The sequence below is a fragment of the Streptococcus sp. HMSC067A03 genome (assembly GCF_001814295.1).
Classification (GTDB): Bacteria; Bacillota; Bacilli; order Lactobacillales; family Streptococcaceae; genus Streptococcus; species Streptococcus constellatus.
This window is the reverse complement of record NZ_KV815680.1, coordinates 77,012-91,559: the sequence shown is the minus strand read 5'-3', so window position 1 is coordinate 91,559 and position 14,548 is coordinate 77,012. Positions and strand designations below refer to the sequence as shown.

The window sequence follows — 14,548 nt, the reverse complement described above, 5'->3', positions numbered from 1 at the left end:
GCCAAGCAGTTTAGAAGATAACATCTTTAAATCAGAGTTTTGTAAAAATTAAAAAACACGAACAATTCAAATCCAGTTGCTTACTGGTCTTGATTGCTCGTGTTTTTCTATTTCATTCTCTTACAGAGTCTTTTAAAGCAAACTTAAAAATTTATCCTACTTCTTTTTATTCTTATTTGCTAGCCAGAGCTCCCATTGGATCCCACGGAGCAAGCACTTTTGGCTCTGCTTCATAGGCTGCTAGTTCTTCAGTTGTTAAAAATTCTTTGCGGACAACGATTTGATAAGTGTATTCGTCCATCCAGTCATCGCTAGTAACAAAATAACCTTTGTTCCCAACTTTATCACCCCAAGAATTTTCCACTTTCCATTTTGTCGATTTGCCATTTTCGTCCAAGTCAACACCTGTCAAGACCATAGCATGAGTCATGAGACTTTCACTGTAATCCAAGCGCCCTGCTTTGTCTTGTATCAATTCAATATCCATGCTGGAAGTAAAATCATACATATCATTCACCATCACACCAGCCTTGCGATTGCTAGATTGACCCACATCAGAACCAAACCAAACCGTTTCTCCTGCTTGCATTTGAGCAATGGCCAGTTCTTTCAAACGATTCATATCGACATTCAAATAGCGGACATCACGTGCTCCTACGACATTTCCTAACATCTCGACAGTGTAAGATTTACCATAAGGTTTGTCAGCTGTTGGGGCATTGATGATGGATACATAGTCATCTAGCTTAATATCCACATATTTCTTGTAAAATGCTTGTGGTGTCAATCCACTTTCGCCATGGAAGTTATTGTCTTTATCACGATAAGCAAAATCAAAAGTACGAGGAGGGAGTCCAAGGGTCATTGCCAAGAAATTAAAAATTTCTTGCAAAAGTTCTTCTTTCTTTTCTTGAGCAGCTGCTGCATCAGCTCCGCTAGTAACCAAGTCACGTAAAATTTGTGCATCCTGGCGGAGTAATTTGTTGAGATATTGATTAAGCTCACGACTGTTACTTGATGAAATAGATTCTGGATAAACAGATTTTGGCACCACACCATATTTTTCAAAAAGTGCCACAACCATATCCCATTGACCACCGTCTTGTTGAGGTGTATCAAGTAAGAATTTGACCTTGCGACTGGTTAATTCTTGGTCTGCAGTTGCTAATACTTGCTCCAAGAACCAGTTCGATTTTTCATATTTATCCCAAAAGAATGTATGGGCTTGTGACAATTCAAATTCTTCTAATTGAAAGCCCGCAATCATTTTGTGGCGAAATGTATTGAGCGCTGCAAACATCCAGCAGCGACCAGAAGCTTTTTGATTGCTGACCTTATCTTTGGTCAAATCAATTGAAAATACAGGATTGTTTTCAGCAGCGCTGTTGCGTTTTTCCAGTGAAGTTAATAAGCCATTATGACTGACTGCATTTTCAACTGCAGCATATTTCACATTTGCTTCATAATTAGCATATAATTTATCTGTAAATTGTTGATCTAATGAATTCATAGATACCTCCTTCTAATTCTACACACTATTATAGCTTATTTTTAAAATTCTTCAAATAAAAAGTTAGGCGCACCTAACTTTTTCGCTCTACATCTGATTTTAATAACCCACGGATTTAAAAAATGTAAGTTAGAACAATTCTTCTGCTTATTTCCAAAAATCATCGAAGATGGTAATTGGCAAATGACGTTTGTGCTCACCTTTTTTCCACCAAGATTCAATGGTCGCCTGTGCTTCTTCTGATACAGTTTTGCCTTCCAGATAATCATCAATTTCATTGTAAGTAACACCGAGAGCAACCTCGTCTGCAATCCCTGGTTTTTCTTCTTCCAGGTCTGCTGTCGGCACTTTCTCATAGAGAATGGGGTCCGCACCCAAGGCAGCCAATAGCTGTTTCCCTTGACGTTTATTGAGACGATAAAGTGGTAGAATGTCTGCACCACCATCACCAAATTTCGTAAAGAAAGCTGTCACATTTTCTGCAGCATGATCTGTTCCAATAACTGCCCCATTATAGGAACCAGCTAAAGCATACTGCGCAATCATACGGCTCCTCGCTTTGATATTGCCTTTATTGAAGTCTGAAACCTTAGCACCAGTTGCTCCCACAGTAGCTGTCATCGCATCTGCGGATTCCTTGATATTTACTACAAGGCTGACATCTGGTTGGATAAAAGCGAGCGCTCTTTGGGCATCAGCTTCGTCAGCCTGCACTCCATATGGTAAACGCACTGCGATAAATTGATAGTTATTATCGCCAGTCTCAGCTCGCATTTCTTCTATGGCCAATTGTGCTAAACGTCCTGCCAATGTTGAATCCTGTCCACCTGAAATTCCTAACACATAGGACTTCAAAAAGGAATGTTTTTTTAGATAAGCCTTTAAAAAATCAATAGATTTACGGATTTCTTCTTGTGGATCAATGACAGGTTTCACACCTAATTGCTGGATAATTATTGCCTGTAAGGTCATTTTGTTTCTCCCATTTGGCTTGCCTTTTTGCGCATTTGATCAATCAAATCCACCTTATCTTGCCATACATCACGTGCCAAATCCACAGGATAATCTTGTGGATTGAGAACCCGTTTGTATTCATCCCACAACTTATCAAACTCTTTGCGAGCATATGTTTGGATTTCTGTTAAGCTTGGCAATTGGTACACAAGTTGACCTTGTTTAAAAATGTCTACCAACAGAGGTACTGCATCAAAATTTGTCACAGTTTTATTAATGTAAGTGTAAGTCGGATGGAACATTTCTAATGCTGTTATCGCATTGACATCTACACCGTCATAAGTGATGTAATCTCCTTCTGATTTCCCTTTTGCACGGCTAGTAATGCGCCAAACTTGTTTTTTACCTGGTGTTGATACTTTTTCCACATTATTAGAGAGCTTGATCGTATTGCGCAAATTGCCATGTTCATCTTCAATAGCCACAATCTTGTAAACTGCTCCCAGTGCTGGCTGATCGTAAGCAGTGATGAGCTTCGTTCCGACGCCCCAAACATCAATTTTGGCTTTCTGCATTTTCAAGTTGAGGATTGTATTTTCATCCAAGTCGTTTGATGCATAGATTTTCGCATTTGGGAATCCAGCTTCATCCAGTTGCTGCCGGACTTTTTTAGAAATATAAGCCAAGTCACCTGAGTCAATCCGTACACCGAGGAAATTGATTTTGTCTCCCATTTCACGTGCCACACGAATAGCTGCTGGCACCCCCAGACGAAACGTATCATAGGTATCCACTAAGAAAACACAGTCATGGTGCGTTTCAGCATATGCTTTGAAAGCTTCATAATCATTACCATAGACTTGAACGAGCGCATGAGCATGCGTTCCCAAGACTGGAATATCAAAAAGTTTTCCAGCACGCACATTACTGGTTCCATTTGCTCCACCAATAACTGCCGCACGAGTCCCCCAAATAGCTGCATCCATTTCTTGTGCTCGGCGGGTACCAAACTCCATTAAAGGCTCATCTTCAATGACTGAGCGAATCCGGGCCGCTTTTGTCGCTACCAAAGTTTGATAGTTGACAATATTTAATAACGCTGTCTCCACTAATTGGCATTGGGCAAGTGGGCCTTCTACTTGAACAATTGGCTCATTGGCAAAGACCAAGTCGCCCTCTTGTGCAGAGCGTACTGTTAATTCCAATTTTAAATTGGCTAGATAAGCTAGAAATTCTTCATCATAGCCAAGAGAACGAAGATAGGCAATATCACTTCCTGAAAATGTCAAATGATTTAAATAATGGATCATCCGTTCCAAGCCTGCAAAAACAGAATAACCACTGTGAAAAGGCTCTTTGCGGAAGTATACTTCAAAAACTGCTCGTTTATTGTGAATATTTTTTCTAAAATAAACTTGCATCATGTTGATTTGGTACAAATCTGTATGCAAAGTTAAACTATCATCTGGGTACATAATGACTCCTTGTAAGATATATTTTCACTTATTATACCACAAATAAAAAGAGCAAGCGGAAATCTTGTCAATCTTTGAATGGCAAAAACAATTATTTTTAACTTTTAGTGATTATAAGATTGCGTTTGATTATATATTAGAATGTTTATCCATTACTTTTTTCATCAGAAACTTCTCCCTGTTGACAATCTCATTACCAATATAAAAAGCTAAGAAAGTCTTGAAACAACTTGAAAACATCGTATCATTTTTCTTAGCTTTATGACATATTTATTTTGATTTAAACTTCCATTGGCTGTACATTCCAAATCCAACTATCCAGATGGCTGATCCGATAGCACCCACAACAGTTGACTTTTGTAAAAAGAGCGTGACAAATACAAAAGCAAAGAAGAGTAAGGTGAGTGGGTTGAGAAATTTGTAAGCTGGCATTAGATAACCATCTGCCATAAATTCTTTTGATTTTCTGTATTTCAAGTGAGCAATCATAGTGAGGGCGTAGATAGCAATGTAAACACCTGATGAAGAGGCTGTAATCAAAACAAAGGAATCGGACACTCCCGGTAAAACCTTAATAAAAGCAGCCAATGCAATCACTACCGCTGATGTCAAAATAGCATTTTTCGGAACGTTCTGTCTGGATAATTTGCCAGCACCAATTCCATTCAGAAAGCGGTTTGGCGAGTCATGAGCAATTTGATACAAATGGCGTCCTGTTGAATACAAAGTAGAGTTCAAGGCCGAAGCGGCTGAGGTCAGTACCACAAAATTAATCAAAGCTGCCGCCCATTTAAGCCCTGCTAACTTAAATACGATAACAAAAGGAGAGTCTGTTGTTGCTAAATCTCTCCACGGGATGATCGCCATAATTGCCAAAAGTGAGCCACCATAGAACAAGACAATTCGTAAAGGAATTTCCTTTATTGCTTTAGGCAATACTTGACGAGGATTGGCTGTTTCTGAAGTCGTAATTCCAATAAATTCAATCGCCTGATAAGCAAAGAAAACCATTTGAAAGCCCATGACAAAACTCATAAAGCCATTGGGGAAAAGTTGGAAATTTTGACTGATATTACTTAAACTGGCTACACCATTTGGGGTTTTAAAGCCTGTCAACACCATAAAAATAGCTGTCACAATCAAAGCAATAATCGCTACAATCTTAACCATGGCAAACCAAAATTCAACCTCGCCAAAGACTCGTACCGCAATCAGATTGACCATGCTCAAAATAGCAAGGAAGACAATTTGAATCAACCAAGCAGGCCAAGTTGGGAACCAAAATTGGACATATTGCGCAACTGCCGTGATTTCTGCCATACCAATAAAAATGAGGGAGATCCAATACGACCAGCCAGAAAAATAACCCCAACCATTACCAAGATATTTTGTGATGAAATTGATAAATGTATGCTGGTCTGGATCATAGTACAGCATTTCTCCAATCGCCCTCATCATCAAATACATAAAGACACCTGTCAACATATAAATGAGGATAACAGACGGTCCTGTCAGACTAATCGAACGTCCAGCTCCCAAAAAGAGACCCGTCCCAATAGTCCCAGCGATAGCTATAATTTGCACATGGCGATTTTGCAAACCACGTTCCATCTTGTTTTGATTTTTTTCAGAATGTTTATCACTCATACAAGTCTCCTTTTTACGTGAACTTTTCTATTGTACCACAATTCTGACAATTTCACTAGTCATTTATGAAGGCAGGAGAATTGAACAAGTCCAAAGAAGCACTCTTATTATCACTCCATCAGTGCATTGATGTGTTTTTGCTAATCAGAAAAGACTGGATATGAACCCAGTCTTAAAAATTCTCTGTAATATATTTATAAACTTCTTGTCCTGCGATTGCTCCGTCACCAACAGCTGTCGTTACTTGACGAAGGTTCTTTTCTCGAACATCACCAATGGCATAGATGCCAGAAATAGCCGTTTTCATATGATTGTCAGTCACAATCCAGCCAGCTTCATTGGTAATGCCCAAATCTTTGACAAACTCACTGACTGGCTCTAATCCAACATAGATGAAGACACCGCCAAATTCATGTTCAGATATTTCACCTGTTTTGACATTTTCTACTATAACGCTGCTAACACGCTTGTCTCCTTTGATTTCCTTCACAACTGAACCCCAAATAAAGCGGATTTTTTCATTGGCAAATGCACGATCTTGAAGCAGTTTTTGTGCACGGAGTTCATCGCGCCGATGAATAATCGTCACCGTTTTTGCAAAACGAGTCAAAAATACAGCTTCTTCCACTGCAGAGTCGCCTCCACCGACTACTAACAAATCTTCATCACGGAAAAAGGCACCATCACAAACTGCACAGTAGGAAACACCACGACTGTTGAGCTCTTCTTCCCCTAATACGCCAAGATGGCGGTGGAAAGCTCCCGAAGCAATGATAACAGTCTTTGTTTCAAAAACTTCATCTTCTGTGAATACTTTTTTCACATTTCCATGATCTTCAATCTTTTTAACATAGCCAAACAAATGCTCTACTCCCAATTTTTCGAGCGGTTCAAACATTTTTTCTGCTAGTTCTGGACCACTAATATTAGCATATCCAGGATAATTTTCAATATCTGAGGTATTATTCATTTGCCCGCCTGGAATGCCTCTCTCCAAAAGAGCAACTTTGAGGTTACTTCTAGCAGCATATAAAGCTGCTGTCATTCCCGCTGGTCCTGATCCAATAATAATTGTATCGTACATATCATCACTTCCTTTATTGTAATCACTGTTATTCTAACGTTAGTAGAGCTTTTTTTCAAGAATTATGCTTTTAAGACAAGTAAAATCCCCATCATAGCAAAAGATAAAATCGGAATTGTCATCACTGCGATTAGCAACATGTCATACAGATGAGCTTGTCGATCTCTGACCGTTTTATCAACACGTCGGACAGCGCGAAGACCAATCCATAATCCTAAAAAACTCCCTACCAGTAGCGCTGTAATCAGTAAACTCTCTAAATAAAGTATAAAAACTCGAAATAACATATCATTCTCCCCATCAAATTAACTTTTACTTAACATAAAATGCTTGAAATAAACCCAGCTAGCAAGAACTGGGCTTCTTTTTTATTATATCAAATATATGTCCGTTTGTAACTGGCAAAAAATTCTTTTGTGCGTTCTTCTTTAGGGTGGCTCATTATTTCTTCGGGAATTCCCATTTCAATGATGTGTCCTTTATCCAAAAAGAGTACCTTGTCTGCCACTTGAGAGACAAAGGACATATCATGACTAACTAGAATCATGGTCTGACCAGCCTTGGCTGCATCTGCAATAGATTTTTCAACTTCTCCTACTAGTTCAGGATCCAGGGCAGATGTTGGCTCATCCAATAGTAACACATCTGGTTTCATCGCTAAAGCTCGTGCCAAAGCGACCCGTTGTTTTTGTCCACCTGACAGATGACGTGGATAGTAATTTTCACGATCCGACAGACTAACTTTTGCCAGTTCTTCTTTGGCAAGATTCGTTGCTTCTCGGTCTGAGAATTTTTTTACAACCAACAAACCTTCTTTGACATTATCCAAAGCTGTCCGACGATTAAAAAGGTTAAACTGTTGAAATACCATCGCCAACTTTCGCCGCAAAGTTAGAATTTCTTCTTTGCTAATCTTGGAAAAATCAACTGTAAAATCATCAATTGTAATCGTTCCGCTATCTGGTTGCTCTAAATAATTCAAACTGCGTAAGAAAGTAGATTTCCCTGCACCAGATGAGCCAATCAAAGCAACTACTTCACCTTTTTGAATCTCTAAGCTAAGATTGTTTAAAACTATTTGTCCAGAAAAGGATTTGCTGAGATTTGAAATACGAATCATTAACGAACATCTCCTTTCGTTCGTATTTGTGGATTGAGATTATCAGGCACTTCAATCACCATTTTCTTTTCGATAAACCGCCCAAATAGTTCAATCACTATATTCACACCCCAATAGACAAGAGCCACCGAGATAAATCGCTCAAAGTAGCGATAATCCGCACCGCCCAAAATCTGCGCTTGAGCAAAAATTTCCACAACTCCAGCACTGAAAGCCAGAGAAGTACCTTTGGTCAGACCAATCAGAGAATTAATTAGAGTCGGTGTAGCAACGACTGCTGCATTTGGGATAATGATACGACGATAAACTTGCCTATTTGTCATGCCCAAACTACGAGCCGCTTCAACCTCACCCGAATCTACTGATAAAATCGCTGCTCGAATAGTTTCGCTGGCATAAGCTGCTTCATTAAAGGCAAAAGCTACAATTGCAAATAGATAAGCTGGAATAGCATTTATATTTAGACCCGTACCGAATCGCAAGTTGATTGCTTTCAGAAGCAAAGGAATCCCATAATACGTTAGCATGAGCTGAACAAGCACAGGCGTCCCGCGCAGAAAGCTAACGAAAAAGGCTTGAAGAGGATACAAAATCTTCACACGATTGATTTTGACAATCGCAAAAATGAGAGCCAAAATCAAGCCAAAAAAAGCTCCTCCAAAAGTCAATAGCAAAGTTGTCGGTAATTTTTCGATAATTCTTGGCAGTCCGTCAAACACAGATCGCCAGCTAAAAAGCTGCCCGTCTGGAATTTTCTGAATCAATTCTTGATACCAATTAGACGCTAAAATCACTGTTGTAACCATCATTGTAACTTCTCTTTCTCAATAATGTCTAATTCTATCACAATTTTATAAATTCACCAATTATTTACTACGATAAAAATAGACTAGCAAGACTAGTCTATCACATTCGTTTTATAAAAAATAATTGTTTTTATTTATGAGAGTGATAAAGAAATTTTAAGACTAAAAGCTCTGACGTTTCGCTTTTCTTTCTGCACGACCGCGTGCTCGATTTTCAGCACGCCTGGTTTTTCGGCGTTTTTCATTGACAGCCCATTGAATTTTCTTTTTATAGCCCGGTTTGATTTTTTTCTTCTTCTTTTTAACCAAACCAATCATCTCTGTATCCAATTTTTCTTGGCGTTTTTCACGATTAGAACGACGATCTCGGTCATAAGTATCCTGAAACTCATCAGCTTTTATCATCTTAGGAATGAACTGAATTCCCAATTTCTCTAACTCGCGAATATATGAATCATCACTTGGCTGATATAGGGTAATGGCAGTGCCTGGCAGCCTATTTCGTCCTGTCCGACCAACTCGGTGGATAAAGAAAGACAAATCTTGCGGAATTGCATCATTGATAACATGACTGACCCCTTCAATATCAATCCCTCTTGCTGCTAGATCGGTCGCCACAATATATTCAAATTCCAGATTTTTCACTTGATTCATAATCCGTTTGCGCTCTCGCGGAGGAACGTCTCCGTGAATTTTAGCGACCTTAAGTCCTTGCGCTGTCAAATAACTGTGCAGCTCATCAGCTCGTGTTTTAGTATTAACAAAAATCATGGCTAGATAAGGCTGCAAAAGCTGAGTGATTTGGTAAATTTGCGCATTTTTATCCTGACCTTTAGTCGAAATCAGCCAGTTTTCAATCGTATCAGAGATGACTGTTTTGGTCTTGATCTGCTCTATGACAGGGTTTGATAGATATTTTTTTAAAAATGGCTGTAATTTTTGTGGAATCGTTGCTGAAAAGACTAAAAATTGCAATTCTTTTGGCAAACTGGACGCAATCTTATCCACTGTTTCTAAAAAGCCCATATCCAAGGTCATATCTGCTTCATCTACTACAAAGGTATTCGCCTTATGAATAGCCAAATCACCTGATTTCACCAAATCATAGATACGTCCCGGTGTTCCAATAACGATATGCGGCTGACTGAAAGCCAATTTCCCAATCTGACGATTTTTATCAGTCCCACCAACATAATGAGCCACTCGAATTTCCTTATCAGAGAAAGTAGCAATTTGGCGTGCAGCTTGATAAATCTGCGTGGCTAATTCACGACTGGGAGCTGTAATGACAGCCTGAACATTATCTGCATCCTCATTCATCTTTTGAAAAATCGGTAATAAAAAAGTGTGGGTTTTCCCTGAACCTGTTTTGGACTCTCCAACTAGATCTCGACCCGCAAGTACGATTGGAATCAATTTTTCCTGTACTTCTGTCGCCTCGACAAAGTTCAAATCTATTAATGCCTCTTGAATATAATCTTTAAACTTAAATTCTGTAAATTTCATGTTTTCCTCTATTCGTTACTTGTCCTACCTATTATACCAGAACTTACTTTAAAAATAAAAACGAATCATTTCTTTTGTCATTTCCCGCCCTTTTCTATGAAGCTCTCTCTTTTTATGATACAATAATGTTAAGTTCACAAAAAGGGATTACCATGAAAAAATTTATTATTACTCTTGTAACAACTCTCTTACTTATCTTAACTCCTACTGTCTGGGCCGATAATTTTGACGTAGGCGCCAAGCACGCTATTGCGGTTGATGCCACAACTGGAAAAATCTTGTATGAAAAAGATGCTGATCAGCCAGTTGAAGTTGCTTCTATTACTAAATTGCTAACAGCTTATTTGGTCTATGAAGCCATTCATCAAGGAAAGTTCACTCTACAAACCCCAGTGGATATTTCTGACTATCCTTATCAACTAACCGTTAATCCAGATGCCAGTAACGTTCCGTTGGAAGCAAGACGGTACACTATCGAAGAACTATTAGAAACTTCCTTAATAGCCAGTGCCAATAGCCCAGCGATTGCTTTGGCTGAGAAGGTCGCAGGTAGTGAGAAAAAATTTGTGGATTTGATGAAAGCTAAATTACAACAATGGGGAATCAAAAATGCCACTATTGTCAATGCTTCTGGACTTAAAAATTCTGTTTTAGGAGAAGAACATATTTATCCTGGTTCAAACAAAGATGATGAAAATAAATTGAGTGCTTATGATATTGCAATTGTTGCTCGTCGTTTAATTCTTGATTACCCAGAAGTTTTAGAAATTACCAAAAAAACTACATCTAACTTTGCAGGTATGACGCTTACATCATCCAATCATATGCTTAAAGATATGCCGGCTTTTCGAGCTGGAGTGGATGGTCTAAAAACTGGTTCTTCTGATAAAGGAGGAACTTCCTTTGTCGGAACAATCCAGCAGAGAGGCATGCGTTTGATTACAGTCCTTCTCAATGTCGATCATGCAGATAAAGATGAAAACGCCCGTTTCACAGCTACTTCTAGGTTTATGTCTTATATTTATCAGCAATTTACTGTCCAAACTCTTGTAAAAAAAGGTGAAGCCTATGATAAAAGTTCTGCTCGCATTATCAACGGTCAAAAAGATGAAGTCACTGCCGTTGCAAGTAAGAAACTTACTATTGTGCGGAGATACAATCATAAAAAACCTACTGTCCACTTTACAACCGATAAAAAAGGGTATCCTACGCCTTTAAAAAAGGGTGTCGTTGTTGGAAAATTGACCTATACAGACAATGATTTGATTGGAAAAGGCTATCTTGACAAGAAACCACCGACTATTTCCATGCTTTCAGCAGAAAGAATAGAACGCCCCTTCTTCCTCAAATCTTGGTGGAATGAATTTGTCCAATATGTCAATGAAAAATTATAAAAAATCGCGATAATGCACCGCACCCCAAAAGTTAGACAGAAAAAATCTAACTTTTGGGGTGCGGTGCATTTTTTATTTAACCTCAATTATTAATCTTTTTCAGACTTTTCAGCTTCTTCAATTGCCTTTTTAAGAGCATTCCAGCCTAAGGTTGAGCATTTAATACGCTGAGGAAATTTAGCAACACCAGCCAAAAAAGCTGCATCTCCCAATTCCGCTTGCTGCTTATCTTCTTTCCCTTGAACCATTTGAGAGAAAATCTCTGCCAACTTTAGTGCTTCATACTTCGTCTTCCCTAGGACTACATCAGTCATCATACTAGCTGATGCTGTAGAAATACTGCAACCAGAATTCACAAATGCAATATCCTCAATCACTCCCTGCTCATCAAACTGAACCGACAGACTGATGACATCTCCGCAGGTAGGATTATTGAGATTCACTTGCTCCACTCCATCCAAACGACCTTGATGATGAGGGTGAGCTGAATGATCCGTCACAACTGCCTTATAAAGGCTATTTAGTTTAGAAAGTGCCATCGAAAAACTCCTTTGTTTTCTGCAATGCTTCAACGAGCTTATCACAGTCTGCTTTGGTATTATACATATAAAAGCTAGCTCGAACAGTCGCTGCCACTCCTAGGTAGCTCAACAAGGGTTGAGCGCAGTGATGTCCGGCTCGTACAGCCACGCCTTCATAATCCAGAGCTGTTGCTACATCATGGGGGTGAAGACCAGCTAGATTAAAAGAAATAACACCTGACCGCTGAGCCAAATCCTCCGAACCATAAATGGTGAGACCCTCAACAGCTTGTAATTTGGGAAAGACATAAGCCAGTAATTCTTGCTCATATTGATGAACAGTTTCCATTCCGATCTTATCCAGATAATCAATAGCGGCAGCTAAACCAATAGCTCCAGCTATATTGGGTGTGCCTGCCTCAAACTTCCAAGGGAGCTCTTTCCATGTTGCTTTCTGCTCATAAACAAAATCAATCATTTCCCCGCCAAATTCTACCGGAGGCATTTGATTCAAGAGTTTCTCTTTTCCATAAAGCACACCGATACCCGTCGGACCTAGCATCTTGTGACCTGAAAAAGCAAAAAAATCAACATCCAAGTCTTGAACATCAATCTCCATGTGAGGTACAGATTGGGCTCCGTCCACTACCAAAAGAGCATCTATCTGATGCACTAGCCCTGCTATTTCTTTTATAGGATTCACCACACCTAATACATTAGAAACGTGAGCCAAGGCAACAAACCGCGTCTTTTCAGTCAATTTTGACTGAAAGTCAGCAAGGTCTAACATACCGTCTTTCAAATAAGCATAAACCAATCTGGCACCTGTTTTCTGACAGGCTTCTTGCCAAGGAATGATGTTGGAATGGTGTTCCATAACAGAAATCAGCACTTCATCTCCTGGCTGCAACACACTTTCAGCATAGTGCGCCACCCAATTGAGCCCAGTCGTCGCACCTCTCGTAAAGAGAACTTCTTTCGTTGAAGCAGCATGGATAAAAGAGCGCACTCGTTCCCGCGCAGCTTCATAAGCTGCCGTTGCCTGCTCAGCCAACGTATGAACACCACGATGAACGTTGGCATTATCTTTTTCGTAATAATCCGTAATTGCTCCTAAAACCTGCCTTGGCTTTTGAGTCGTTGCTGCATTATCCAAATAAACCAGTGGCTCATCATTGACGATTTGATCTAAAATCGGAAAATCTTTCCAAAGGACTTCTACATCAAGTTTAGACATTTCTTTTCCTATCTTTTATTTTTAGCTAAAATTTCATCAATAGTTTCAATCATCTCAATACGGACTTCTTTGACTGGAATTTCAACGATAACAGAGCCTAAGAAACCACGCACGACTAACCGTTCTGCCGTTGCCTGATCTAGCCCTCGACTCATAAGATAGTACATATCTTCTGGATCTACCTGACCGATAGACGCCGCATGCCCTGCTGTCACATCATTTTCATCAATCAAAAGAATAGGATTAGCATCTGAACGTGCTTTGTCAGACAACATGAGCACTCGACTTTCCTGTTGCGCATCTGCCCCCTTAGCTCCCTTGATAATGTGACCAATTCCGTTAAAAGTCAACGTTCCCTTTTCCAAAATCACTCCATGTTGGAGGATATTGCCGATCGAATTGCAGCCGTAATTGGTGACGCGACTGTCAATCCCCTGAATCTGCTTACCACGAGAGAGAGCCACCACTTTCATATCTGCATGACTTCCGCGCCCAAACAAATCACTGTCAAAATCAGCAATCACATTCCCTTCATTCATGACTCCAATCGCCCAATCAATCATAGAATCATCGTCCAACTTGCCCCGACGACTAATATAGGCGGTCACATTTTCTCCTAGTCGATCAATAGCTGAAAACTTAATCTGCGCTCCTGTTTGGGCAATGACTTCCACCGTGATATTTGCTGTCGCAGAAACACTGCCAGAACCATAAGTTTCCAACCGTTCTAAATAAGTCACTTTAGAATGTTTTCCTGCGATAATCAGAATATGCTTATTAAATGGCACATCACTTTCACTATCTTGGTAAAAAATGCCTTCAATGGGCTGATTGATTTCAACATTATCCGGAATATATAGCACCGCTCCACTATTGAAATAAGCTGTATGGTAAGCTGCTAGCTTATCTTCGTCATATTTAACAGCAGACATAAAATGTTTCTCAATGATTTCTGGAATTTCCTCAAGAGCAGAATAAAAGTCTGTGAAGATGACACCCTGCTCCGCCAAGTCAGCCGGCAATTGCTCTAAAACAGTCTGCGTTCCAATCTGAACTAATTTCAAATGATTATCCAGTTCTGTAAAATCAGGTACATTTGCAAGAGATTCACTTTCTGAAAGCGTGCCCTCTCCCAAGTTCCAGCGGTGAAATTTCACGCGCTCAATAATCGGTAACTTCAACTCTTCTATTTTATCAAAAGCAGCTTGACGGAGATTTGCCAACCACTCAGGCTCCGTATGCATTTGTGAAAAATGTTTAATGGTTTCTTTTGTCATTTCATTCTCCTATCTTT

General features: G+C 39.5%; 13 protein-coding genes. 1 reads left to right on the top strand and 12 read right to left on the bottom strand.

Annotation, left to right across the window (positions count from 1 at the left end; all coding sequences use genetic code 11):
* Positions 1-172: 172 nt before the first annotated feature.
* The 9 genes from pepC to HMPREF2963_RS07555 all read right to left on the bottom strand — a co-directional run bounded on the left by pepC (position 173) and on the right by HMPREF2963_RS07555 (position 10,102).
* Entirely contained in the window at positions 173-1,510 is a 1,338-nt protein-coding gene (pepC, locus tag HMPREF2963_RS07595; RefSeq protein ID WP_070669323.1) for an aminopeptidase C, read from the bottom strand.
* A gap of 147 nt (positions 1,511-1,657) precedes the next feature.
* A complete protein-coding gene (nadE, locus tag HMPREF2963_RS07590) occupies positions 1,658-2,482 on the bottom strand; it encodes an ammonia-dependent NAD(+) synthetase (RefSeq protein WP_070669322.1) in 825 nt (274 codons plus the stop codon).
* On the bottom strand, positions 2,479-3,939 hold the full coding sequence (locus HMPREF2963_RS07585) for a nicotinate phosphoribosyltransferase (protein WP_070669321.1): 1,461 nt from the start codon (positions 3,937-3,939) through the stop codon (positions 2,479-2,481). The genes nadE and HMPREF2963_RS07585 overlap by 4 nt, the downstream gene beginning before the upstream one ends.
* Before the next feature lie 270 nt (positions 3,940-4,209).
* The gene (locus HMPREF2963_RS07580; RefSeq protein WP_006270063.1) at positions 4,210-5,586 is read right to left on the bottom strand and encodes an amino acid permease; all 1,377 of its coding nucleotides are present in this window, start codon (positions 5,584-5,586) and stop codon (positions 4,210-4,212) included.
* A 172-nt stretch (positions 5,587-5,758) separates the two neighbouring features.
* Positions 5,759-6,670, bottom strand: a complete 912-nt coding sequence (gene trxB / locus HMPREF2963_RS07575) for a thioredoxin-disulfide reductase (RefSeq protein WP_070669320.1) — start codon at positions 6,668-6,670, stop codon at positions 5,759-5,761.
* Positions 6,671-6,732: 62 nt separating this feature from the next.
* The gene (locus HMPREF2963_RS07570; RefSeq protein WP_003070280.1) at positions 6,733-6,957 is read right to left on the bottom strand and encodes a DUF4059 family protein; all 225 of its coding nucleotides are present in this window, start codon (positions 6,955-6,957) and stop codon (positions 6,733-6,735) included.
* 89 nt (positions 6,958-7,046) lie between these two features.
* Positions 7,047-7,790 (bottom strand): amino acid ABC transporter ATP-binding protein, encoded by a 744-nt coding sequence (locus tag HMPREF2963_RS07565; protein ID WP_070669319.1) that lies wholly within the window; start codon positions 7,788-7,790, stop codon positions 7,047-7,049.
* The gene (locus HMPREF2963_RS07560; protein WP_148132072.1) at positions 7,790-8,596 is read right to left on the bottom strand and encodes an amino acid ABC transporter permease; all 807 of its coding nucleotides are present in this window, start codon (positions 8,594-8,596) and stop codon (positions 7,790-7,792) included. Before HMPREF2963_RS07560 ends, HMPREF2963_RS07565 begins: the two co-directional genes overlap by 1 nt.
* Before the next feature lie 162 nt (positions 8,597-8,758).
* Positions 8,759-10,102, bottom strand: coding sequence for a DEAD/DEAH box helicase (locus HMPREF2963_RS07555; protein WP_070669317.1), 1,344 nt, complete (start codon positions 10,100-10,102; stop codon positions 8,759-8,761).
* A 152-nt stretch (positions 10,103-10,254) separates the two neighbouring features.
* Here HMPREF2963_RS07555 and pbp3 point away from each other — a divergent pair, with 152 nt between their 5' ends.
* Positions 10,255-11,496 (top strand): D-alanyl-D-alanine carboxypeptidase PBP3, encoded by a 1,242-nt coding sequence (pbp3, locus tag HMPREF2963_RS07550; RefSeq protein WP_070669316.1) that lies wholly within the window; start codon positions 10,255-10,257, stop codon positions 11,494-11,496.
* Positions 11,497-11,585: 89 nt separating this feature from the next.
* On the opposite strand, the gene sufU is transcribed toward pbp3, so the two are convergent.
* Genes sufU through sufD form a run of 3 tightly spaced genes read right to left on the bottom strand, consistent with a single transcriptional unit; the run spans position 11,586 to position 14,531 of the window.
* A complete protein-coding gene (gene sufU / locus HMPREF2963_RS07545; protein WP_048800819.1) occupies positions 11,586-12,035 on the bottom strand; it encodes a Fe-S cluster assembly sulfur transfer protein SufU in 450 nt (149 codons plus the stop codon).
* Positions 12,022-13,254, bottom strand: coding sequence for a cysteine desulfurase (locus HMPREF2963_RS07540; protein WP_037597770.1), 1,233 nt, complete (start codon positions 13,252-13,254; stop codon positions 12,022-12,024). The genes sufU and HMPREF2963_RS07540 overlap by 14 nt, the downstream gene beginning before the upstream one ends.
* Positions 13,255-13,262: 8 nt before the next feature.
* Complete coding sequence (gene sufD / locus HMPREF2963_RS07535; protein WP_070669315.1) at positions 13,263-14,531, bottom strand: Fe-S cluster assembly protein SufD; 1,269 nt, start codon at positions 14,529-14,531, stop codon at positions 13,263-13,265.
* Between the last annotated feature and the right edge of the window lie 17 nt (positions 14,532-14,548).